The 20,713-nt window shown below is 48.2% G+C and carries 24 protein-coding genes; 12 read left to right on the top strand and 12 right to left on the bottom strand.

Going from position 1 to position 20,713, the window contains the following annotated elements; all coding sequences use genetic code 11:
- Nucleotides 1–29: 29 nt before the first annotated feature.
- Nucleotides 30–227: a hypothetical protein gene (locus ACKFKF_RS14700; protein WP_446868367.1), complete on the bottom strand. Its 198-nt coding sequence runs from the start codon at nt 225–227 to the stop codon at nt 30–32.
- A gap of 149 nt (nt 228–376) precedes the next feature.
- Between ACKFKF_RS14700 and ACKFKF_RS14695 the strand changes: the two genes are divergently transcribed.
- From ACKFKF_RS14695 to ACKFKF_RS14675, 5 genes are all read left to right on the top strand, one after another.
- The gene (locus tag ACKFKF_RS14695; protein ID WP_446868366.1) at nt 377–616 is read left to right on the top strand and encodes a helix-turn-helix transcriptional regulator; all 240 of its coding nucleotides are present in this window, start codon (nt 377–379) and stop codon (nt 614–616) included.
- 126 nt (nt 617–742) lie between these two features.
- Nucleotides 743–1,219: an NAD(P)H-quinone oxidoreductase subunit N gene (ndhN, locus tag ACKFKF_RS14690; protein WP_446868365.1), complete on the top strand. Its 477-nt coding sequence runs from the start codon at nt 743–745 to the stop codon at nt 1,217–1,219.
- Between the two features lie 167 nt (nt 1,220–1,386).
- The gene (ldpA, locus tag ACKFKF_RS14685) at nt 1,387–2,562 is read left to right on the top strand and encodes a circadian clock protein LdpA (protein ID WP_446868364.1); all 1,176 of its coding nucleotides are present in this window, start codon (nt 1,387–1,389) and stop codon (nt 2,560–2,562) included.
- Between the two features lie 114 nt (nt 2,563–2,676).
- Nucleotides 2,677–4,590, top strand: a complete 1,914-nt coding sequence (locus ACKFKF_RS14680; protein WP_446868363.1) for a R3H domain-containing nucleic acid-binding protein — start codon at nt 2,677–2,679, stop codon at nt 4,588–4,590.
- A gap of 103 nt (nt 4,591–4,693) precedes the next feature.
- On the top strand, nt 4,694–5,818 hold the full coding sequence (locus tag ACKFKF_RS14675) for a histidinol-phosphate transaminase (protein ID WP_446868362.1): 1,125 nt from the start codon (nt 4,694–4,696) through the stop codon (nt 5,816–5,818).
- Here the strand turns inward: ACKFKF_RS14675 and ACKFKF_RS14670 are convergent.
- The 4 genes from ACKFKF_RS14670 to psbB form a co-directional block, all read right to left on the bottom strand.
- On the bottom strand, nt 5,815–6,264 hold the full coding sequence (locus tag ACKFKF_RS14670) for a hypothetical protein (RefSeq protein WP_446859476.1): 450 nt from the start codon (nt 6,262–6,264) through the stop codon (nt 5,815–5,817). The two genes, ACKFKF_RS14675 and ACKFKF_RS14670, sit on opposite strands and share 4 nt — an antisense overlap.
- Nucleotides 6,265–6,777: 513 nt before the next feature.
- Nucleotides 6,778–7,383, bottom strand: a complete 606-nt coding sequence (locus ACKFKF_RS14665; protein ID WP_446868361.1) for a GNAT family N-acetyltransferase — start codon at nt 7,381–7,383, stop codon at nt 6,778–6,780.
- Nucleotides 7,384–7,530: 147 nt separating this feature from the next.
- Nucleotides 7,531–7,626 (bottom strand): photosystem II reaction center protein T, encoded by a 96-nt coding sequence (locus ACKFKF_RS14660; protein WP_068816370.1) that lies wholly within the window; start codon nt 7,624–7,626, stop codon nt 7,531–7,533.
- A 104-nt stretch (nt 7,627–7,730) separates the two neighbouring features.
- Nucleotides 7,731–9,263, bottom strand: a complete 1,533-nt coding sequence (psbB, locus tag ACKFKF_RS14655; protein WP_446868360.1) for a photosystem II chlorophyll-binding protein CP47 — start codon at nt 9,261–9,263, stop codon at nt 7,731–7,733.
- 363 nt (nt 9,264–9,626) lie between these two features.
- On the opposite strand from psbB, the gene ACKFKF_RS14650 reads away from it, so the two are divergent.
- Nucleotides 9,627–10,016, top strand: coding sequence for a 2Fe-2S iron-sulfur cluster-binding protein (locus tag ACKFKF_RS14650; protein ID WP_446868359.1), 390 nt, complete (start codon nt 9,627–9,629; stop codon nt 10,014–10,016).
- Nucleotides 10,017–10,065: 49 nt separating this feature from the next.
- Nucleotides 10,066–10,176: a photosystem II reaction center protein PsbM gene (gene psbM, locus ACKFKF_RS14645; RefSeq protein ID WP_446859472.1), complete on the top strand. Its 111-nt coding sequence runs from the start codon at nt 10,066–10,068 to the stop codon at nt 10,174–10,176.
- A gap of 109 nt (nt 10,177–10,285) precedes the next feature.
- Here psbM and ACKFKF_RS14640 read toward each other — a convergent pair whose 3' ends face one another.
- Complete coding sequence (locus tag ACKFKF_RS14640) at nt 10,286–10,630, bottom strand: hypothetical protein (protein ID WP_446868358.1); 345 nt, start codon at nt 10,628–10,630, stop codon at nt 10,286–10,288.
- A 338-nt stretch (nt 10,631–10,968) separates the two neighbouring features.
- Between ACKFKF_RS14640 and psbO the strand changes: the two genes are divergently transcribed.
- Nucleotides 10,969–11,799, top strand: coding sequence for a photosystem II manganese-stabilizing polypeptide (psbO, locus tag ACKFKF_RS14635; RefSeq protein WP_446859470.1), 831 nt, complete (start codon nt 10,969–10,971; stop codon nt 11,797–11,799).
- A 452-nt stretch (nt 11,800–12,251) separates the two neighbouring features.
- Entirely contained in the window at nt 12,252–13,028 is a 777-nt protein-coding gene (locus ACKFKF_RS14630) for an RNA polymerase sigma factor SigF (RefSeq protein WP_446859469.1), read from the top strand.
- An 86-nt stretch (nt 13,029–13,114) separates the two neighbouring features.
- Here the strand turns inward: ACKFKF_RS14630 and ACKFKF_RS14625 are convergent, their stop codons facing one another.
- Nucleotides 13,115–14,356, bottom strand: a complete 1,242-nt coding sequence (locus ACKFKF_RS14625; protein WP_446868357.1) for a glycosyltransferase family 4 protein — start codon at nt 14,354–14,356, stop codon at nt 13,115–13,117.
- A 117-nt stretch (nt 14,357–14,473) separates the two neighbouring features.
- A complete protein-coding gene (locus ACKFKF_RS14620) occupies nt 14,474–14,893 on the bottom strand; it encodes a hypothetical protein (RefSeq protein ID WP_446868356.1) in 420 nt (139 codons plus the stop codon).
- Between the two features lie 153 nt (nt 14,894–15,046).
- Between ACKFKF_RS14620 and ACKFKF_RS14615 the strand changes: the two genes are divergently transcribed.
- Both ACKFKF_RS14615 and ACKFKF_RS14610 read left to right on the top strand, forming a co-directional pair.
- Complete coding sequence (locus ACKFKF_RS14615) at nt 15,047–16,891, top strand: S8 family peptidase (protein WP_446868355.1); 1,845 nt, start codon at nt 15,047–15,049, stop codon at nt 16,889–16,891.
- Nucleotides 16,888–17,112, top strand: coding sequence for a hypothetical protein (locus ACKFKF_RS14610; RefSeq protein WP_446868354.1), 225 nt, complete (start codon nt 16,888–16,890; stop codon nt 17,110–17,112). The genes ACKFKF_RS14615 and ACKFKF_RS14610 overlap by 4 nt, the downstream gene beginning before the upstream one ends.
- 121 nt (nt 17,113–17,233) lie before the next feature.
- Here the strand turns inward: ACKFKF_RS14610 and ACKFKF_RS14605 are convergent, their stop codons facing one another.
- Complete coding sequence (locus ACKFKF_RS14605; RefSeq protein WP_446868353.1) at nt 17,234–17,491, bottom strand: hypothetical protein; 258 nt, start codon at nt 17,489–17,491, stop codon at nt 17,234–17,236.
- A 281-nt stretch (nt 17,492–17,772) separates the two neighbouring features.
- On the opposite strand from ACKFKF_RS14605, the gene ACKFKF_RS14600 reads away from it, so the two are divergent.
- On the top strand, nt 17,773–18,330 hold the full coding sequence (locus tag ACKFKF_RS14600; protein WP_446868352.1) for a DUF2854 domain-containing protein: 558 nt from the start codon (nt 17,773–17,775) through the stop codon (nt 18,328–18,330).
- 82 nt (nt 18,331–18,412) lie between these two features.
- Here the strand turns inward: ACKFKF_RS14600 and ACKFKF_RS14595 are convergent, their stop codons facing one another.
- From ACKFKF_RS14595 to ACKFKF_RS14585, 3 genes are all read right to left on the bottom strand, one after another.
- Nucleotides 18,413–18,625, bottom strand: coding sequence for a hypothetical protein (locus ACKFKF_RS14595; protein ID WP_446868351.1), 213 nt, complete (start codon nt 18,623–18,625; stop codon nt 18,413–18,415).
- Between the two features lie 98 nt (nt 18,626–18,723).
- On the bottom strand, nt 18,724–19,110 hold the full coding sequence (locus ACKFKF_RS14590) for a hypothetical protein (RefSeq protein ID WP_446868350.1): 387 nt from the start codon (nt 19,108–19,110) through the stop codon (nt 18,724–18,726).
- Nucleotides 19,088–20,656 (bottom strand): ATP-dependent nuclease, encoded by a 1,569-nt coding sequence (locus ACKFKF_RS14585; protein WP_446868349.1) that lies wholly within the window; start codon nt 20,654–20,656, stop codon nt 19,088–19,090. Before ACKFKF_RS14585 ends, ACKFKF_RS14590 begins: the two co-directional genes overlap by 23 nt.
- Nucleotides 20,657–20,713: the final 57 nt, after the last annotated feature.

Below are 20,713 nucleotides of genomic sequence, written 5' to 3'. Positions count from 1 at the left end.
ACTCGCTTGCCTTCATCATCTCACAGATTTTATGGTTTTCGGATAGGCCCTAAATCCTCCATTACCTCAAAGACGATTTTGAATTCCACATCGGGCATTGTGCGGCGGAGAAACTGAAAATGTCCGTCTGCATCTGAGTAGCTGTAAAAACGATCGACCACAGCCCAGTTCTGTGTCGGCAACAAACGAACAAGCGCCCAATACTTCAGGCGGTCACGATAGCTCATAATAGAACTCATCTCCAATGAATAACGGAGTCAAAGCCAGCCTCTTACTTTTCCAGGGTTTCAGGCTGGCAATCACTCACTAAACACATTGTTTAAGCAAGTTGTTTATTTGTCAAGACTCTGCTTATGCGACGTGTCTGAACATTGCTATGCCAAAAAGACCGAATCCTAGACCCGAAGGGGAGGAGTCAGCCCTAAGAAAACTCAGAGAAGAATTGGAGATGAGTCAGGAAGATTTGGCTCGTGAGCTTGGTATTTCGCTGCAAACTGTGAGTCGATGGGAGTTGGGTAAGAATGTTCCGACCTTCACTGTCAAGCAGATGAAAGCGTTGGATCGGTTGTTGAAATCTATCGATAAATCCATCAGCGACTTACCCGACCAACTCTGAAGCCGATCGCTCCAATCGTTCGCATAAAAGTTTTCAATCAATACCGAGACTCCGTGAACAGTAGAATGTCACTATTCAGAACTACTATTTTTGTTAGAAGCTGCACAGAACTGAGGAATAACGGTTATGCCACTGATTACAACGGGCGGTCAACTGATTAAGGATTTAGAGAAATTTGGCGCGATCGCAGCCTACGTTCCCCTAGAAGGTGGGTTTGAAGGGCGCTATCGGCGGAGAATTCGCGCATCAGGCTACAGTTCGCTCAGCATTACAGCGAGAGGATTGGGCGATGTGGCAATGTATCTGACTGGCGTGCATGGCGTGCGTCCGCCTCATTTGGGCAAGAAGAGTTCTGGGTCTGGGGCAGCGGTTGGAGAAAGATATTTCATTCCCCCGGTCGTCAGCACTCAGATTGATAACCTACCTGCCAAATCCAAAGGGCTGCTCTTGTGGATCATTGAGGGACACATTCTCTCCAATCAGGAACTTGAATATTTGGCGAATTTGCCGACGATCGAGCCTCGCCTCAAAATTGTGATCGAAGTGGGCGGAGAACGTTACTTCCGTTGGGCACCGCTCAAAGATACGACCCCTTGCGGGTAACTCGAAGAGATCGCCGCTTAAGTCCACGCCTGAATCAGAATATCTCACTTCAAAATCCCACCTTTTCACGACACATTCAACGGTCAAAGAAAGGGTGGGATCATTCTGTAGTAAGAAATTTTGGCGATCGGGTCGTAATTTTCAAATTCGCGCATTAGCATAAAGGGGTGACTGATCTCCTACACCCCTTACGATCTCTAAGCGAAGGTCACTGGTTTAAGCTCATTTGTGGAGCGAGTTTCCAACACCTTCCAGCCATTCGGAGTCTGACGCTGGCATATGCCCTTGCGGGGGCTGACTGTATTGATGTCGCGGCTGACCCTGCAATCATTTCGACTGCGCGAGAAGCACTGGCAGTTGCAGGCGATCTTGCTGAAATGGCGAAACAAAAAGGCTTTGCGGCAGGAAACTCACCCTGGCTGATGGTGAGCCTAAATGATGGCGAAGACCCGCACTTCAGGAAAGCAGAGTTTCAAGTGGCGAATTGTCTGAATGATTGCCCAAAACCCTGTGAAACCGTTTGTCCGGCTGAGGCGATCGTCTTTCAAAACCAGTTCTCCGGTGTGGTCGATGCGCTTTGTTATGGCTGTGGTCGCTGTATTCCCATTTGTCCGATTCAAAATATTTCTGCCCGATCGTACGTCTACACTCCGGAAGTCATTTCGCCTCTGATTTTGCAGGCGGGTGTGGATGCGATCGAGATTCATACTCAGATTGGACGGTTAGAAGATTTCAAACGACTGTGGAAAGCAATTTCTCCCCAGATTCATCATCTCAAGCTTCTAGCAATTAGCTGCCCGGATGGGGAGGGTTTGATTGATTATTTGTGGGCCTTGCATGAAGTCATTGCGCCTTTGCCCTGTGCGCTAATTTGGCAAACAGACGGTCGGCCGATGAGTGGCGATATTGGAGATGGGGCGACGCGAGCCTGCATCAAACTGGGTCAAAAAGTTCTTGCTGCCAATCTGCCGGGATATGTGCAACTGGCGGGCGGCACGAATGCTCACACGGTTCCTAAGCTGAAAACTTTAGAGCGATCGCCAGATAAAAATGGTACAATTGTACTAAGAAAGATTTCAGGGATTGCCTACGGAAGCTATGCGCGGAGCCTGTTACTACCCGTTCTCAACCAACTCGAAGTCATGGAAACTGCTCAAGTAGATTTTGCCAGCGTTCGTCAACACAGCGGAGTTTTGGGAACTGCTTCTGCGATCGACCGTGAGGGTTTTACACGGATGCGATCGGCTACCCGGCTCGAAGCGACTCCTGACCTTCTCTGGCAAGCCGTTGAGTTAGCGCACACCTTGATTTCCCCGCTCAAATCATCTGTTCAAAAAAAATGATCCCTTCTTAATCATTCAAGTGCTTCACGATACATCTATTCACGGCAAAAATTCCTTACGCTAACTCACAGGCTGTTTTGCTGTTCTCTTTCTCAAGCTGTTTCACATACTGTCATGGTGAATCATCGCAACTTACACTCCTCCGATACGGTCAGTTCTGAATCTTTGGATCACGCCTCACCGTCTGCCAACGGGTATCCGTCACCCGCTCTCACAGACCCCTCTAAAAGCCCCTTTGCGGAAACCATGCAAACTGACGATCTTGAAAAGCTTTTAAGCATTCTGCCGGATCAGATTCGTGAGCAACTAGACCACCATCCTCAGCGAGACAGCCTGGTAGAAGTTGTGATGGATCTCGGTCGTCGCCCCGAAGCTCGATTTCCTGGCAAGGCAGAATATTTGTCTGAAACGCTGATCTCTCAGGGCGATCTAAATGAAAGCATTGCCAGAGTTGGAGATTTTGGTGGAGACAATCGCGCGGGCATTGAGCGAACTTTACATAGAATCAGCGCTATCCGCAATCGGCGCGGCGAAGTGATTGGTCTGACCTGTCGGGTGGGTCGAGCCGTGTTTGGCACGATCGGCATGATTCGTGATCTGGTGGAAAGTGGGCGATCAATTCTCATGTTGGGTCGTCCTGGAGTGGGCAAAACTACTGCCCTGAGAGAAATTGCCCGCGTTCTGGCTGACGAGTTAGAAAAGCGAGTGGTAATCATTGACACGTCTAACGAAATTGCGGGCGATGGCGATGTGCCCCATCCAGCGATCGGTCGTGCCCGTAGAATGCAAGTGTCGCGTCCTGAACTTCAGCATCAGGTGATGATCGAAGCGGTTGAAAACCACATGCCTGAAGTGATTGTGATCGACGAGATCGGCACTGAATTAGAAGCGCTGGCCGCCAGAACGATCGCAGAACGAGGCGTTCAACTTGTCGGTACGGCCCACGGCAATCGTCTCGATAATCTGGTTAAGAACCCGACCCTCTCGGATCTCATTGGCGGCATTCAATCCGTGACGTTGGGAGACGAAGAAGCGAGACGGCGCGGCAGTCAAAAAAGTGTTTTGGAACGCAAAGCCCCGCCCACCTTTGATATCGCAGTCGAAATGACCGAGCGGCAAAAATGGGTAGTTCACGAACATGTTGCGGAGACGATCGATAGCATTCTCCGAGGCAGACAGCCCACACCAGAAGTCAGAACGGTGAACCCAGACGGCAGCGTCACGGTTACTCATGAGTTGCCTACCGTTCCAGAAGTGCCTGCGGCTCGATCAAAAAATGGCGTTCGCAACAATCCGCTTTCGTTAGCGCCCAATCCGCAGGAAGGGTTTTTTACGCCTCCGATTCAAGGACGCGGCTGGCGATCATCGGGCAAGCTAAAACCGATCGCAACTCCCACCGCCGAGCAGCAAACCTTTGAGCAACTGCTGAATGCTTCTCTCAATCAGGTTGACTATCAGAGAACTGATCTGGCTGAGATGCAGTCTGAGGAAGGCGTTTATATTCCCGGCCCTAACGGTGAAGAATTGCCGCTGCATATCTATCCTTATGGGGTCAGTCGTCATCAGTTGGATCAGGTGATTCGGACGCTGAACTTGCCGATCGTCCTCACCAAAGATATCGACAATGCGGATGCGGTTCTGGCTCTGCGATCGCACGTCAAAAACCACTCAAAGCTGCGCCACCTGGCAAAATCGCGTCAAGTTCCCATTCACACGCTCAAAGCTAGCAGCATTCCTCAAATCGCCCACTCGCTGCGACGCTTGTTAAACATGGACGACCCGGCCCTTCCTGATGAAGCAGAACTCAATCTGTTGGCGCGGGGAGATAGTGAAGATGAAATCGAGGCCTTAGAAGAGGCCAGACTGGCGGTTGAGCAGATTGTGATTCCCAAAGGTCAGCCGGTCGAACTGTTGCCGCGCTCGGGAATCGTTCGCAAGATGCAGCATGAGCTAGTCGAACACTATCACCTAAACTCGCGCAGCTTTGGAGAAGAACCCAACCGTCGGCTGCGAATCTACCCGGCTTGATGTTTTGAGTGTTGGGTTTTAATTCAAGCAAGTCGCTGTTAGACTCAAAATTCTGGCAGGCTGTTCAGCCAATTAAAACTCATCACTCAAATTTTTTCTTCCCATGCTTGAGTTCATTCGATCTGATCTCTCCCAACTTGCTGCCTACACTCAACATACAGGCGATGCTCACCTGCCCGAAGCCCTCGATCGCTTGGATGTAAATGAGAGTCCGTTTGATTTACCCGATGAGTTAAAACAAAAACTCGGCTGGATGTATCAACAAATTGAAAATAACCGCTATCCCGATGGTGGCTATGAGGGACTGAAAGACGCGATCGCAGAATATGTCAATGAGTCTAGCAGCGCTGTGACTTGGGAGAACATTTCGATCGGCAATGGTTCCGATGAGTTGATTCGCTCTCTGTTGATTGCCACCTGTCTGAGGGGCGAAGGGTCGATTTTAGTCGCTGATCCCACGTTTTCAATGTATGGAATTTTGGCGCGGACGTTGGGAATTGCGGTCACGACAATCGGACGTACCCAAACCTTTGCAATGGACTTGACGGCGGCTGAGGAGGCGGTTAGCAAGGCACTCAATTCCAAAGGAACTGCTTCCTCAACTCCTCCCATTCGCGTAGTTTTTGTCGTCCATCCCAACTCGCCTACTGGAAACGCGCTCACAGAGACAGAATTGGACTGGCTACGGAGCCTACCGCAAAGTATTCTCGTTGTGGTTGACGAAGCTTATTTTGAATTTAGTCAGACTACGGTAGCGAGTGAGTTGTCACAGCGTCCAAATTGGGTGATTTTGAGAACCTTTTCAAAGGCGTTTCGGCTAGCGGCGCATCGAGTTGGATATGCGATCGCCCATCCTGATCTGATTGCAGCCCTGGAAAAAGTTCGTCTGCCTTACAATCTGCCCAGTTTTTCGCAAGCGGCGGCATCGGTGGCGATCGCTCATCGACAAACGCTCCTCTCTACGATTCCGCTGATTCTTGCAGAGCGAACTCGTCTCAGTCAAGCGCTTTCCCAACATCCATACCTTCAGATCTGGAATAGTGACGCTAACTTTGTCTATCTGCGTCTCAAAGAGACCGGAGATTCTGCTCAAATGGCAGCAATTTGCCAAACCCTCAAGGCTCAAGGCACCCTAATTCGGCATACAGGCGGCGGATTGCGAATCACAGTTGGAACGCCTTTAGAAAACCAAAGAACACTCGATCGTTTTGCCGCCCTGGGTTACTAATTTCTCGTTTTATCCTCATCCAAACTGCTAGGACTATGGCGCGCGGCATAGATTGTGTGAGGTAATACTCCGACGAGTAGCGCAAAAGCTTCGTCTGGAAGTTGAGCCGTCGTTTCTGCGCCAAAATAGTTCTCAAACTGATTCAAAATCATCTGGGCGCGTTGCAGCGGTGCCGGGTTATCGGTCAACTGCTGGGTTAACTTGATCCATTGCCGCCGAATTAGATAAGCTTTTTGTCGATCGTCCTGCTCTCTGGGGTCAACCAGTGACAGATCCCCCACGGGCAAAATTCCTTCACAATCTAAATCAAAAAAGCTGCCAACCGCTGCGCCTGGCCCCGCAAACTCAGCATGAAATCGCTTATAGATAATTAGCCCGTTTCGCCTACGGCTATTGACTATCAGCAATTTTCCACTCTTTAGCTGGTTCAAAGAAATATCAGACACGCTCGACTGTTCAATAACGTCCTGATAACAGTTCAGGCTCTCGTTTTTCATACCGCTAGAAGCCTTGAGAGCTATTGACACGGCTATGTCACATAGAGGAGCAAAAATCTATCCAGCACTGCGATCTCTTCGAGTTACCCACAGGGGGGCAAGTGATCGGACAACTTACAACCTATCTCAACCCAACTTGGTTTGTTGGACGCGCACACCCAGGATCACTATAGGCTATCAAAATTCCTTCAGAAACCGTACTAGAAACCAGATTGCATTCCCGTACTTTTACTGACTCCTTAGTTAAGCTTAAATGACGGAGGAACTTACTGTGTAATCACAACTTGAGCCTTGCCACTACATTCTAGGGTAGTGACCCCAGATCAGGAGATTTTGAAAAGCAATAACTTTGAAGTAAGGATGAAGATTGTGCAGGGCGTTTGAGAAATCCCTAGCAAAGGCTTCATGAAGCCAGATGTAAATTCTGAGAAATCATGATCGTAAGCCCATTCAAACTCACAGTCATAGCAGCTTGCGATCTCGTAAATTCTTATGCAGGAAGAGTCTTCGCGGCTGACCAAACCACCAAAAGCTCCAGCTTGGATCAGTGTCTTCTACCCGGTAGTCACTTTTAAAATAAAGCTGTCGCGCCTGGTGATTATTTTCAAGAACATGCAGATAAATGTCTTGAAATCCCCATGCTAAAACTGCGCGATCGCAGGCCGCCAATAGCTGTCGAGCCACTCCCTTACGCCGACTCTCTGGATGCACTGCCAGATTTGATAAGTAAGCATATTGAGACGTGCGCGGCTGCCACGGATTTGCAGAGCGTAGACCAATCTCCACCGTGCCAACGTGATAGCCCTCCTGTCCTTCACTAGCGCAATCGAGAGCAACCAGGCAGAGGTAATGGGAAGGAGCCGACTTTAGCCGATTCCGCAAGTCTTCATAGATTCCCATTCTCATGATTGGGATCAACCAGCGCATAAAGTCAGGCTGCAAATGAAAGCTTTCTGCCAGAATGCCTGAAATCTCAGCCAGATCTTGCGGCTGGACAGCACGAATGACAAACCGTGAAGATGAAGATTGCCCTGAAGGGTCTTTTTCGCGAGATGAAGGGATAGTCACAACCAACTCAAATCGGCGCAGTATTGGAATTATCCTAAATCAGGTTGAGCAGAAACGTTAATCCGCCCTTTTGACTTTAAGCAAAAAAAGACCTGCCTAGCCAAGATTTCAGACGCTAGACAGGCAGTGCAAATGAAACAAACTCAGTTATTTACCAATGCGAGGCGGCTCCCGAAAGGCGATCGCAAAGAACAAAACGCCGATCGCGAGGGCAATAATCAAAATGTAAGCAACGCTTTCCATAATCGAAGCTCCTGGCTACCTATTTAATGGTTAATACTGGACAGAAAACAGGCTTGGCCGTTCATGAAACTCATATCCTGACCAAACCTGTCTCTTTCACAAACCTAAATTTGCTCTTGTCGGCGAGTAGATTTGTCTCCCAACTTCTGGAAGAAGCCCCACTCGACTTGTTCTTCGGCAAGGTCGGGGTCAATCCCAGCAAACACATCCCGGAAGATGGTGCGAGAACCGTGCCAGATATGCCCAAAGAAGAACAATAAAGCAAAGACCGCATGTCCAAAGGTAAACCATCCTCTAGGACTGGTGCGGAAAACCCCATCAGAGTTCAAGGTTTCACGATCGAATTGGAAGGGTTCGCCCAATTGAGAAGCCCGTGCATAGCGCTTCACGACTGCGGGGTCAGAGAAGGTTTGACCATCTAAAGCGCCTCCGTAGAAGGTCGCGGTCACACCAGCTTGCTCAAAGCTGTACTTTGACTCAGCCTTACGGAACGGAATATCAGCCCGAACTACGCCGTCTGCGTCCGTTAAGACGATCGGGAAGTTCTCAAAGAAGTTAGGCAAGCGACGCACAAAAAGCTCTCTGCCTTCGCTGTCTTTGAAGATGGGGTGACCCAACCAGGATTGAGCAATCCCGTCGCCTTTGTTCATCTGACCTGTACGGAACAATCCTCCCTTGGCAGGGCTGTTACCCACATAGTCATAAAACGCCAGCTTGTCAGGAATCCCTTGCCAGGCAGTTTCTTCGCTTACGCCGTCCGCAACTTGGGTTTGAACGCGCCGATTGATCTCCTGTCTAAAGTAGCCACTATCCCATTGATAACGGGTTGGCCCAAACAGTTCGATCGGAGTCGTCGCATTTCCGTACCACATGGTGCCCGCTACAATAAATGCAGCAAAGAACACCGCAGCAATACTGCTCGACAGCACCGTTTCGATATTCCCCATTCTCAGCGCTTTGTAGAGTCGCTCAGGAGGACGCACGCTGAGGTGGAACAGACCTGCAATGATGCCGACAATCCCCGCTGCGATATGGTGAGCCACAACACCGCCAGGATTGAATGGATTAAAGCCGGCCGGCCCCCATTCAGGCGCAACGGGCTGAATGCTTCCAGTTAAACCAAAAGGATCAGACACCCACATCCCAGGGCCAAATAGCCCAGTTAGGTGGAATGCCCCAAACCCAAAGCAAAGTAACCCAGACAAAAACAAGTGAATCCCAAACATTTTGGGCAAATCCAAAGCGGGTTCGCCTGTGCGGGGATCTCTAAATAGTTCTAAATCCCAATAAACCCAGTGCCAGCAAGCTGCTAAAAACAGCAGACCTGATAGCACAATGTGAGCGATCGCAACGCCTTCAAACGACCAAAAGCCAGGATCAACCGCCGTCTCACCTGTGATGCTCCAGCCGCCCCAAGAAGAAGTCACGCCTAGACGCGCCATGAAGGGCAACACGAACATGCCTTGCCGCCACATGGGGTTGAGCACTGGGTCGCTAGGATCAAAGATCGCTAGTTCGTACAGCGCCATCGAACCCGCCCAGCCTGCAACCAGAGCGGTGTGCATCAGGTGAGTTGCGATCAACCGTCCCGGATCATTAATCAAGACAGTATGGACTCGATACCAGGGTAGTCCCATTGACTACGCTCCTCCTCTAAATTGTGTCTACTGCAACGCTTCTTTCAGCATTTTGTTAAAGTGCCAATTACTGGTAAATTTACCAGAGTTTAGGGCGACTTCTAACTTGTAATTCACGCCCTCAGCCCCTCTTATCAGAAGAGCATGAATCGTTTGACAAGGCGATCGTAAAAATGAAAGTGTATAAAGAAGTGTAACCAGTGTTAGAGCCTATTGCAAGCAGATTAGAAATCTCTCAACCGTGGACGGGAATTGAACCTCAGCTTCTTAATATTTGTTCATCTTTGTCAACAATAAGTTACAACTTAAATAGCAGCTTCTTTACTCGGTTTACACACCATACTCTTCCAAAAGGTTAAAGCTATGCAGCCAACAGATCAGGATCTCCAATCCGTGGATGAGATTCAGCCCGCTATCGCTGAGGAGGCTTCAGAGCCTGTCAAATCAACGTTTAAATCCGCCAGCATTCAGTTCATAAAAGAGAACAAAGAAGTCATGGCAACGGATGGCGCAAATCTGCGAATCAAGGCGATCGAGCATGGTATTGATCTCTACACCTTTAAGGGCAAGCTGGTTAACTGTGGTGGCTATGGTCAGTGTGGCACCTGCGTTGTTGAGGTGGTCGAAGGTCTGGAAAACCTCTCGCCTCGCACAGACTTTGAGGCCCGAAAACTCAAGAAAAAGCCCGAAACTTATCGACTGGCTTGTCAGGCAACCGTTCACGGCGCTGTGAGCGTTAAAACCAAGCCTTAGTGCTATTCTAAAAGGTGTCACTGCCGAGATTTAGATAGGGATAGAGTTTATGCAAGTCAACGATTTGGGATTTATCGCAAGCATTCTATTCGTCCTGGTGCCGAGTGTTTTTCTGCTGATTCTTTACATCCAAACGGCAAGTCGTCAGCCAAACGATTAATTCTCGTCTCACTGACCAAGGCTGTTTCAAGGAGCGCTGGAGATTTGAGTTCTTCAGCGCTTTTTGATGGAAGTGTTTATGAGAGAGTGAACCGCCTTGTTAAGGTAAGTTAAGAATTTGTCTCAGATTCTTGATCGCCCTCCGCCTGTCCATCCGACTCCTCTTCCTGGAGCACATTGTTCAAAAAAGTGTGCAGTCTCATGCGGTGAATGTACGGCCAGCCGCCCTGAGCTTCGATATCCTTGAGAAGTGAATAGAGCGCTCGACGATTGTTGGGCAGAGATTCTTGAAACAGCCCCTCACAGATTTCTCGGTGTAAACCTTCTAGCACTCTTAACAGCGCCAAAAGCTCCAGGCTATCCCCTTGGGCCATCTGGGCCAATTCTCTAATTTGGCTGGTAACTTGCTGAAGCTCAGAAGGCACCTGTGACTCAAACGCCTGATCCCGTTCCATTTAGTCTTACCTCTAAAAATACTTTGCCAATCTGGTGTGGCGTTACAAACACTTAACAGCTTAATCAGGTGTGGTTCGTTTGTTTGCTGAATCGTCCCTAAGTTCCTGCAAATCTTGCCGATTTTCTGCAAACTCATCTCCAGTCGTTTCTGGATTATTAAAAAGTTTACTAAAGTCTGTAAAATGCTATGAGAGGTTCTGCCTGAGCTAATCCAGAGCTTATAGTAATTTCGATGCGACCTGGCAGCAGTTCACTGAGTTCTGGTAGCAGTGCTGATCAGCGACTAGCCCCGAATTGTGATAACAGGATTTTTACACTGACTACTTTGAGGTTGACCATGAGGTATCGCGCTTTACTCGTCACACTTTTGGCACTGTGCCTGAGTGTATTAACCGCTTGCAGTGAGGCCCCGGCCGCCAGCACTGAAGCCCTGACCTACGACCAAATCAGAGGGACTGGTCTAGCCAATAGCTGCCCTCAGCTAGAAGAAACTTCGCGGGGAGCGATCGCGCTTGACAGCAGCAAGTCCTATAGCCTTACGAGTCTGTGCTTACAGCCCACTAGTTTCTTTGTGAAAGAAGAATCGGCAAACAAGCGTAAAGAAGCTGAATTTGTCCCCACTAAGGTGATGACTCGCTACACCTCGTCGATCGATGCGGTGTCTGGCAGCCTAAAGCTGAATTCAGATGGCAGTTTGACCTTTAAGGAAGAAGATGGCCTTGACTTTCAGGCGATTACCGTTCAACTCCCTGGCGGAGAGCGGGTTCCTTTCTTGTTTACCATCAAAAGATTGGTTGCCAACAGTCAGCCTGGTCAAAGCAGCATTACGACTTCGACTGACCTCGTAGGGGAGTTTGAGGTTCCTTCTTATCGGACTTCTAACTTCTTAGATCCCAAAGGTCGTGGTTTGACCACAGGATATGACAATGCGGTTGGCCTGCCTTCTCAAGCTGACGCTGAAGAACTGAGAAAGGAGAATGTCAAGCAGTTTCAGCTAGACAAAGGCAAGATTGCTCTGAGCGTTGCTAAAATTGACAGCTCTACGGGCGAAATTGCTGGGACGTTTGAAAGTGAACAGCCCTCTGACACAGATATGGGGTCTAAGGCTGCCAGCGATGTGAAGATTCGAGGACTGTTCTACGCACGGGTTGCACCAGCGGATCTCTAACAGCTTGCTTTAAGCTAGAAGGAAAAACGAAGGGGGGCGATCGCGCCCCTTTTTTTGCAAGCTTTTTTCATCAAAAATTCATCTCACGATTCTCTCCTAAAAGTTAAACTGGTTAGTCAATTCAAGAATCAATTTCTTCACTCAAAAGATGTAGCAAGATTTAAAGACCGCCTAAAAATAGTTTCAGTAGAAATTCAGTTGTAAGTAATTAATCTAGAGAATAAGTTTGATTTGTTACTTAACGAACGAAGTTAGCTGGCGTTAGAAATCACCTGCCTGTTTGTTGGATTAAAGTTGAAAAAATTCGCCACTTCACCAGGATAGATCTTTTAATTTTTTCTAAATTCCTGTAGCCTTCTGAAAGTAATGCTTGGGATCACAGCAGTTTTTGAATAAATCTCAGAACTGAGTCAGCACGTTTAGTAATCTGCTCTACCAACTGAATCTTCGTCATGTCGAACCTAGTCACAAGTGAATTGAGGAGTGAAAGCTTACAGCTATTACGGGAGTTTCAGAAGTCGCCGTCTTCTCAGACTCGTAACCAACTGGTCGAGCTTAATTTTGGATTGGTTAGAAAAGAAGCTCATCATTGGATTCACCAATGCACCGAGAGTTATGAAGACTTGCTGCAAGTTGGCTGTATTGGGTTGATTAGAGCGATCGAGCGTTTTGATATGTCGAAGGGTCACGCCTTTAGTTCTTTCGCCATTCCCTACATTCGGGGTGAAATTCAACATTATCTACGTGACAAAAGTCCTTCGGTTCGCATTCCTCGTCGCTGGCAGGCGCTTCAACGCCAAGCAGTCTGGGTCGCACGTGACCTACATGGAAAACTGCGCCGCAACCCAACGGATGCTGAGGTGGCTAATGCTTTAGAGATCTCTCTACCAGAGTGGCAGGAAATTAAATTAGCTTGCCAGAATCGATCGCTGCTTAGTTTAGACGCTCCGGTTGGAGATGAAGAAAACGGCACCGCTTCGCTAGGTGACATGGTGCCAGACCATCAGTATCGAAGCTTTCAACTTGCTCAAGAAGATCAAATTCGTCTACAACAGGCGCTTGTGCAGCTAGAAAAGCGAACTCAGCAGATTTTAGAGTTTGTTTTCCTTTACGATTTGACGCAAAAAGAAACGGCTGAACGATTGGGAATCAGTGCTGTAACGGTTTCTCGGCGCGTCAAAAAGGGGTTGGAGTCTCTGCAAAAACTCATGGTTGGCGGCGACGATTAGAACAAGGAAGGTGAGAGTCCGACAAGGTTAGTCTCTTGCCTTCTCCTCAAAGACTTCTGTTACTTCTGTTCTAGAAGTCCATCATGCTACCCCAATTGAAGCTGCTTAATGGCCATTTCAACTCGTTGCCCGATCGCTTCCCAAGAATACTGATCTCGCACTAATTCGTAGGCGGACTGTGCTAACTGTTGACCCAGTTCAGGATTTGACCAAAGTTGATCAATCGCCGCTACCATACTTTCTGGATCGTCAGCGATCAGCAGGTGTTGATTGGCGATCGCGTCTAAGCCTTCTGCCCCTTTGCGAGTACTGACGACGGGACATCCTGCCGCAAACGCCTCCAAAATCTTTAAACGAGTACCCCCGCCCTGCCGCAACGGCACCACCATCAGGCTGGCTGCACCGAGATAAGGACGCACATCAGGAACTTTGCCCGTGACAATGATATTTGGATTTTGCTTTGCCGCTTCCTGCATTCGTTCGGTAGGTCGATGGCCAACTAGCAGTAGGCAGCAATCTGGATAAATCTTCTGAACTTCTGGATAAATTGAATCTAGTAGCCAATCAACCGCAGCCACATTAGGCGGGTAGGACAACTGCCCTAAAAACAAGATGCTTTGCGGTACATCGTTTAGCGTTTTTGGAATCTCTAACTCGCCCGATCGCGCCGCTGCATAAAATTCAACATCGACACCATTGGGTACAATTTTGGTCTCAGCGATCTCCCGATACAAAGATTGCAGCAGATCTGCGTCTCGCTGACTACAAGCCCATACCTGATTGACTCGACGGCAAAAGTCTTGCTCGATCGCTTTGATCTGAGGCAATTGCCGCTTTACCTTAAGTTGAGTTCGCAGGTCTGCTTTTTCCTGAAATTTTTCGGTGAAGAGGGGCGCTTCAACGTTGTGTTCGACCAGAATTGTCCGACAGTTGTGTCGCTCAACAATCGGAAGGTATCGATACATCCAGATCTCCTCAAAAATCACGAGATTTGGCTGAAAGCGAGTCAGCAGTTCGTCGAATTGTTGTCCAGCCGCATCAGCATAAACCCAATCGGCGTTGGGATGACCTTTGGGACGAAGCCACCAGACTTTGCGCTGAAGTTGTTCAAGGGGTGATCGAGGGCGCTCAACATTGTAGTGTTCCCAGACATCTACTTTTGGCAAAGAGTTTTGCTTCGGTTCCCATCGGCAAGCAGTAAACACGGCCACAGCTCCTAGATTGACCATAATATTGATGTTTTGCCAGATGCGAAGTGACAAACCGCTCACAGGGGGATACGGAGGATCACGGACAACGAAGAGAGTTTTTAGGGGAATTGTATTCACAGCAGTGAGCCTCCAACGATCGCGATATGAGAATTACTCGCTTAGTATGGACAGGGTTGTAGGCAAAGCTGCGAATATTGAACTTAGACTAGATAAAGAATCATTTCGATCGAAAGCTCACGATTGCAGCGCTTGCAAATCTTTAGACAGGACTTGTCCCCACTTTGCCGCCAGACTGATTTGAGTAAAGGGCACTTGAATAGAGTTGCCTTCAGCTAGAACGAATTCTAGAGCGATCGCTTTTCCTTTTTGGGGCGGGATGTTCACATCGATTAACTGTCCATCTACCCGCAAGTAAATTTCCTGAACATCTTTGAGAGAAAACGTTTTCAGATCAGCGGGTTCTTGTCGAGTCGGCTTTCCCCAAGTCAAGTCGCTGCCATTTTGCCCCAACACTGCATAGAGATCATATTTAGCCCGCTGAAATTTGTCGGCCCAGATCCGATAGGCCTCTACTTTCTGATACTCGGTGCGCCCTGCCCAAGCCAATCCGATAAATAAAGCAAGCAAGGGCAACCAGAGAAGTCCACGTTCCATAAAAATCTTGAGTGGGAGGTCGTCCTTCATCCTATCGAGATTGTGAAGAACTGTGCGATCGTCCCCTCTGCATCCCTCGATTTATCTAACCTCTTAACTCAAAACTCTCTCCTCTGAGCTATCTTTGATCAAACACGACCACAGATAGGTGTCATGAGAAAGCTACTCATTTTGGGCTTGTCGTTTTTTGTGGGATTGGGTTGGTCGATCGCCACGTTTCAAGGATTGGCTGCACAAGGAACCTACGATCGGATCGTTCTGGACTTTCGAGAAGAAGTGGGGTCAGCGCAGATCGAAAATCAGATCCAGGCGATCACTCAACAGTTCAACGTTCAGCCCAGTCTGAATAGTCAATTCTCAGAAGCTGATCACCTCTACACGGTCAAGGGCGACCAGAAGCTGCTCAATGCTCTAAAGCGCTCTAAAGTTGCCAAGTACACTGAATATATTGAGCCAGATTACGTCTACAGCATTCCTGAGCCGAAAAACTTTGAGAAAGTCGGCAAAAATTTTCAACCGATTCAACCGACCACTCAGGCACCTAACGATCCGCTCTACAGCCAACAGTGGAATTTGCACAGCCTGGGAGTTGAAACCAGTTGGCAAGAAACCAAGGGCAGTGGGGCGACGGTTGCGGTGATTGATACTGGCATTTCTCAAGTGCCCGATCTCAAGGAGACCAGGTTTGCGGAAGGATACGATTTTGTCAACGACCAAACGGATGCCAGCGATGACAATGGACATGGCACTCATGTAGCGGGGACGATCGCTCAATCGACCAACAATGGATTTGGCGTTGCGGGAATTGCTTACGAAGCGACGTTGATGCCACTGAAAGTTTTGAGTGCAGGGGGCGGCGGGACGGTTGCAGACATTGCCGAAGCGATCAGGTTTGCGGCCGATCATGGGGCTGATGTGGTCAACATGAGTTTGGGCGGTGGCGGAGAAAGTTTGGTGATGCAGGAAGCGATCGACTATGCCCACAAAAAAGGCGTGGTGATCATTGGGGCGGCTGGCAATGCTGCTCAAAATTCTGCCTCTTATCCAGCCCGCTATCCCCATGTGATCGGCGTAGCTGCGCTGGATGCATCAGGACAAAAGGCTCCCTATTCTAACTTTGGCGCAGGGGTGAATATTTCTGCTCCGGGTGGCTCTACGGCTGGGGAGAATGAAGCGGGTGGAATTTTGCAGAATACGATCGACCCTTCCACCGGAGAATCTATCTTTGCGGCTTATCAAGGGACGAGCATGGCGGCTCCTCACGTCGCTGGCGTTGCGGCTCTGGTCAAAGCAGCCGGAGTCAAAGATGCAGATGAGGTTGCAGAGGTTCTAATTCAGTCAGCCAGAAAGGTACAGGATGACGAATTAAACCACTTTGGAGCAGGCAAGTTAGACGCGGCGGCGGCGGTGAAGCTGGCCCTCAAAGGCAAAATTACCTTCAATGATTTCTTCCGGTGGCTGCGGGACAATGGTTATCTCAACCCTCGGTTTTGGATCGATGGCGGCGTGATCGCGCTAGGGCCCAAAGTTCTCATGATGTTGGGGTCTTATCTGCTGGCGTTCTTTTTGAGAAACTACTTTCCGTTTACCTGGAGTTGGTCGATGGCGAGTGGGCTGGTGGCTGGAAGTTCGGGGCTGTTCTTTCTCAAAGGCTTTTACCTGTTCGACGCGCCTCAATTTCCGATGCGGATTCTCGGTAGCTCTCTACCGGAATTGGGGAGCGCAGTTCAGGGTAGTGGTGTATTGAACCCGATTACCGCGAGTGTGCTGATTCCTTTAGGTCTGGTGGTTTTGCTCTTGGGTCATGCCCAGTGGAAATGGTTTGCGATCGGCTCCACGTTGGGCGTTTCTGCTTGTCTTGCGGTGAGTGCGGCGATCGATCCTCAATTGCTGTGGCTGGGAGATGGGCCGATCGCTCGTCTGTTTCTGGTCGTCAATGCTCTGTTATGTTTTGGATTAGCCCGTCTTGCCAGTAAACCAGCGGAGAGATTTTCATGAGCATCACCATCAAAGGCACCATCGATCGCAAAGGATTTGGTACAGGCACCTGGGCGATCGATGCTGAAGAAGGGCAAACCTACGAACTACACAAGCCGCCCAAGGACATTCAAAAGGCGGGTCTAAAGGTGAAGGTTGAGGGAGACATTCGGGAGGATGTAATGACGATCGCGATGATCGGCCCAGTTTTAGAAGTGAAGAAGTTTGAGCTGATTGAATGACTCTGTGAGTGTTGATGATTCTTTCGCCCCCTAAATCCCCCAATTCTGGGGGACTTTAATTTTGGAATCTAGCGTTGGGGTAGAGGGTAAAGTCTCTCTTGGAAATGTCCCGTTCAGATTTTCATCTCAAGAAGGGGGGACGACGAATATCAGAGGGTTTGGTTTTGACGACCTCACCGATAAAGCGTTTGAGGGCCTTTTCGCGATTTTTCATGAAGGCCGCCCAAAAGCCAGGGTGAAACTCTTCCATCGTCTTCGCCAATGCCCAAACGTCCACAGCCAGAATGTTGTACAGCGTTTCGTCTTCTTTTCTAAGCGACTTGATCTGGTCAGACACCGAATTTTTGGCGGGAACCCGATGACCTTCGTTATTCAACACGGGAGATGCTCCAGGCTAGAGATGAGTCAATGATGATACCGAAATTTCTTCGTCTATCATAGTCACCTTTGATACCCCATTGGGGAAGTTGAGTGCCTCCTTGCGGATGTCTCGAAGCGTTGCTTCCGTTTTGTGCGAGTGGGTGAAAAAAGTGGCGGTGCCTGCGATATTTGGAGTGAGAAGTCTGAGAAATGGAGCAATCACTTAACTATCGCCAATACTTGCCCCCGAAACAGGGATAATTAAATCTGAGAGCGTTCTAAATTCAGAAGATTATCCCTATGTTCCGTCGAATTTCTCTAGCAGTCTTGGGCTTGTCTGTGGGTGGTGTGATCACGATCGTGGGCTTTACCGCCTACTTTTTGGACTATGCTACCCTCAATCTTGCGGGTTTTTTCTACGGCATTCCTTTGTTGCTGGGAGGTTTGGCGCTCAAGGCTTCTGAGTTGGAGCCAGTCCCGGTCACTAAGCCGACTTCTCCAGAGGTCAAGGCGCTACAAACTCAGCAGGCCACGCCTACCCAAAAGCAAATTTTTAAGGATGTGACTCGGTTTCGCTATGGGCAGGAGGCGCATTTGGATCTGGCACTGGGTCATTTGGGTTTGAGTCCGACTGATCAGGAGCGCCCTGTTTTGAAGGGGATTCGGGAAGAGAGCCTGGATGGGGCGTATGCGCTGGTTTTGGAGTTTGATTCGCCGCTGATTCCGTTTGAGACCTGGCAAGAAAAGCAAGCTAAATTGACAACTTTCTTTGGCCCTGGTGTGCAAGTCAAGGTGGAAAGCCCTGCTGAAGACAAGGTAGAAATGGCGATGATTGCGACTCCTGAGACAGCAAGTTGAGGTAATTGAAAAAAGGCGATCGTTTTCTTTGTGGGCGAGGGCGATCGCATCAACTCCTTAGACGTTCGGATGCAGAAGAACTTCATACATCGGAGCGAAGGGTTTTCCAGGAGGTGTAAAGGGTTTCTGGGGTTGCCTGGTTTTGCTTAACTCGCTCTAGTAATCCAGGAATTGCCAATAGTTCTTGAGTTGCAGCTTCGCTTTCGGCGTTTGCCAGGTAAGCCGCAAAATCAGCAAGCACCTGTAATCGCTCTGGTGATAATTGCTTAAGTGACTCATCAAGTTGGCTTTTCAACTCTGCTACTGATAATCCGATCGCTGCCTCAGTTTCCTCTATTGGGAATTACTCATAGGATTTGTGAGTTATCTCAGTTTGCTGGTGTATGGCGATCGCTAAACCACCGTTGATTTTGCAATTTTCGTAAGCACCCTTAACGCCTCATTCACAGAAGCCGAATCTCGAAAGACTTCCGCCACGTCTGGGTCAAGCACTACAACATTAATGGATTGTTTGTACGCTTCATAATACTTACCGCGAACACCACCTGCAAAGTCATATTCCGGTCTCATCTCATCATTGAGAGTTGCTTCAGGTTCCTGACTCATCGCTTTCTTCTTCCGTCGAGTCGCCAAACGCTCAGGTTGCATAACGTTCCGGTTGAGCGGGGCTGCGATTAACTTTTGCATCACCACCGAGATCTCTCGACAGTCCACTCCAACCGGGTTGTTATGCCGTAACTGCAACCCATATCGCATATCAAAGAAATCCTCGAACAACATCAATAATTTTCTGTGATTCCTCTGGAGCAGACTCAAATGCACTCTTGATTAGATAACTTGCTACAACCGTTTTATCAAGAGTCAATATTGTTGCAGCCTCATAAAACTCATTATGCTTACCAGCCCTAGATGCTGAATCTAACATCTCATCGACTTCTGCTTCTGACATTTGCAAGTCTCGCCCAAATCTTTCATAAAAAGGTTGTCTGTTGATAGGTGCTACAATCCACGACTCTGGCCAGTTGCTACCTGGTAGAAATAGTAAACGTTTGTCTATCCAGTCTTTGGCTTCTTGCTGTTCTGTCGGGTTCTCAACAGCTTTTATAAACTGGTTAATTTGCTCAGTCTTCTTCGACGACTTGTCACCATCAAGGAATACAAGGACTTCCACCGTGCCATCTTTTTTATGTCTGGCTTCTTTATATCTTGCCGCAACATGCCTCATAACTGCTGCGGCTGACCCAATAGGCAAAACTTTTGTGCGTAACCGAAGTTCTTTATCTAAAACTGTTTCTAATATTAATTTTGCTGCTTCATCTTCTACTAAAATGTCTAACTCAACGTTTGATCGACCCGAAAGTTTACCAGTTGCATAAGCTGGAGAAATTCCAGGGATAATGTCAGTCTCAGTCCCAGTACGTTCGAGAAAAATTCTGCCTTCTGGAGGCAAACATTCCAGAATACGAGAAGAATGAGTAGTACAAATAATTTGAAATTTACGCTTTTTACAAATTTCTTTTAGTTCTTTGATTAAATTTTCTTGAGCTTTTTCGTGAAGACCTAGCTCTATTTCATCAATCAAAATGAGAGAGCCATTTGGGCACTCATTAATAATTGCAAATAATTCAAACAAGGAGTGCTCTCCTGCCCCCATATTGAAGCCAGAATAGAGCTTTTGGTCTCTTTTAGCTACGATGGGCAAACGATATTTTGAGTGTCGTCTATAACTAAAGCTGGTATAGTCAGTACCGAGAATTCTGCCTACGATCTCACGAACATTATCCTCCCAGCCATGATCAGTTCCTAGCTTAAATCTACCTCGATAGCTTTTAGAAACGCTTCTTTCAGAGTGTGGAACAATTCGTTCAACGCCAAGAAATACAACTGTACGAACAACTCTGGAATCATAGTTATTCCAGCGACCCCCTAACTTTTTGATGCGATGTTGCCAACCTGCTCCAGGTTCATCACCCTTCCATTTGTCGTAAAGAATTTCACATTCAACACGTATGTTGCCTAATGCTACTTCTTCTTTAGTCTGGATAAAGAAATCCGAAAAAGTGTAGTAAGGTTGTTTTCTCCCAGATAGTTTAAAGCCATTAGGTCTGTTGTGAAAGGCACATGCTGATAGGGCAAGGACTGTAGTTTTACAGGAGCCATTGCGTCCAGCTATGGCTGTAATGGGATAGCAAAAATTGATAGTGACCTTTCTAAGCCCTCGTATCTGACCGCGCGAAACCTTTATCGTACGTAAAGTTGCACACGAATTATCTTTTGGGAACCATTTAAGGTTCTCTTCATCTAACCTTGAGTAATTATACGCCATCTAATAAATATAAGCGGCAGGTGTGCCAAAAACAGATCAGTACTCCTATTCTTAAGC

This window comes from Phormidesmis sp. 146-12, assembly GCF_052939495.1.
The sequence above is the reverse complement of the archived record's forward strand: the minus strand, read 5'-3'. Positions and strand labels throughout refer to the sequence as shown.

Coding starts and splice junctions, on each gene's coding strand:
- ACKFKF_RS14700 (WP_446868367.1), bottom strand. CDS start 227: ATGAGCTATCGTGACCGCCTGAAGTATTGGGCGCTTGTTCGTTTGTTG.
- ACKFKF_RS14695 (WP_446868366.1), top strand. CDS start 377: ATGCCAAAAAGACCGAATCCTAGACCCGAAGGGGAGGAGTCAGCCCTA.
- ndhN (WP_446868365.1), top strand. CDS start 743: ATGCCACTGATTACAACGGGCGGTCAACTGATTAAGGATTTAGAGAAA.
- ACKFKF_RS14680 (WP_446868363.1), top strand. CDS start 2,677: ATGGTGAATCATCGCAACTTACACTCCTCCGATACGGTCAGTTCTGAA.
- ACKFKF_RS14675 (WP_446868362.1), top strand. CDS start 4,694: ATGCTTGAGTTCATTCGATCTGATCTCTCCCAACTTGCTGCCTACACT.
- ACKFKF_RS14660 (WP_068816370.1), bottom strand. CDS start 7,626: ATGGAAAGCGTTGCTTACATTTTGATTATTGCCCTCGCGATCGGCGTT.
- psbB (WP_446868360.1), bottom strand. CDS start 9,263: ATGGGACTACCCTGGTATCGAGTCCATACTGTCTTGATTAATGATCCG.
- ACKFKF_RS14650 (WP_446868359.1), top strand. CDS start 9,627: ATGCAGCCAACAGATCAGGATCTCCAATCCGTGGATGAGATTCAGCCC.
- psbM (WP_446859472.1), top strand. CDS start 10,066: ATGCAAGTCAACGATTTGGGATTTATCGCAAGCATTCTATTCGTCCTG.
- ACKFKF_RS14640 (WP_446868358.1), bottom strand. CDS start 10,630: ATGGAACGGGATCAGGCGTTTGAGTCACAGGTGCCTTCTGAGCTTCAG.
- psbO (WP_446859470.1), top strand. CDS start 10,969: ATGAGGTATCGCGCTTTACTCGTCACACTTTTGGCACTGTGCCTGAGT.
- ACKFKF_RS14630 (WP_446859469.1), top strand. CDS start 12,252: ATGTCGAACCTAGTCACAAGTGAATTGAGGAGTGAAAGCTTACAGCTA.
- ACKFKF_RS14620 (WP_446868356.1), bottom strand. CDS start 14,893: ATGGAACGTGGACTTCTCTGGTTGCCCTTGCTTGCTTTATTTATCGGA.
- ACKFKF_RS14615 (WP_446868355.1), top strand. CDS start 15,047: ATGAGAAAGCTACTCATTTTGGGCTTGTCGTTTTTTGTGGGATTGGGT.
- ACKFKF_RS14610 (WP_446868354.1), top strand. CDS start 16,888: ATGAGCATCACCATCAAAGGCACCATCGATCGCAAAGGATTTGGTACA.
- ACKFKF_RS14600 (WP_446868352.1), top strand. CDS start 17,773: ATGTTCCGTCGAATTTCTCTAGCAGTCTTGGGCTTGTCTGTGGGTGGT.
- ACKFKF_RS14590 (WP_446868350.1), bottom strand. CDS start 19,110: ATGTTGTTCGAGGATTTCTTTGATATGCGATATGGGTTGCAGTTACGG.
- ACKFKF_RS14585 (WP_446868349.1), bottom strand. CDS start 20,656: ATGGCGTATAATTACTCAAGGTTAGATGAAGAGAACCTTAAATGGTTC.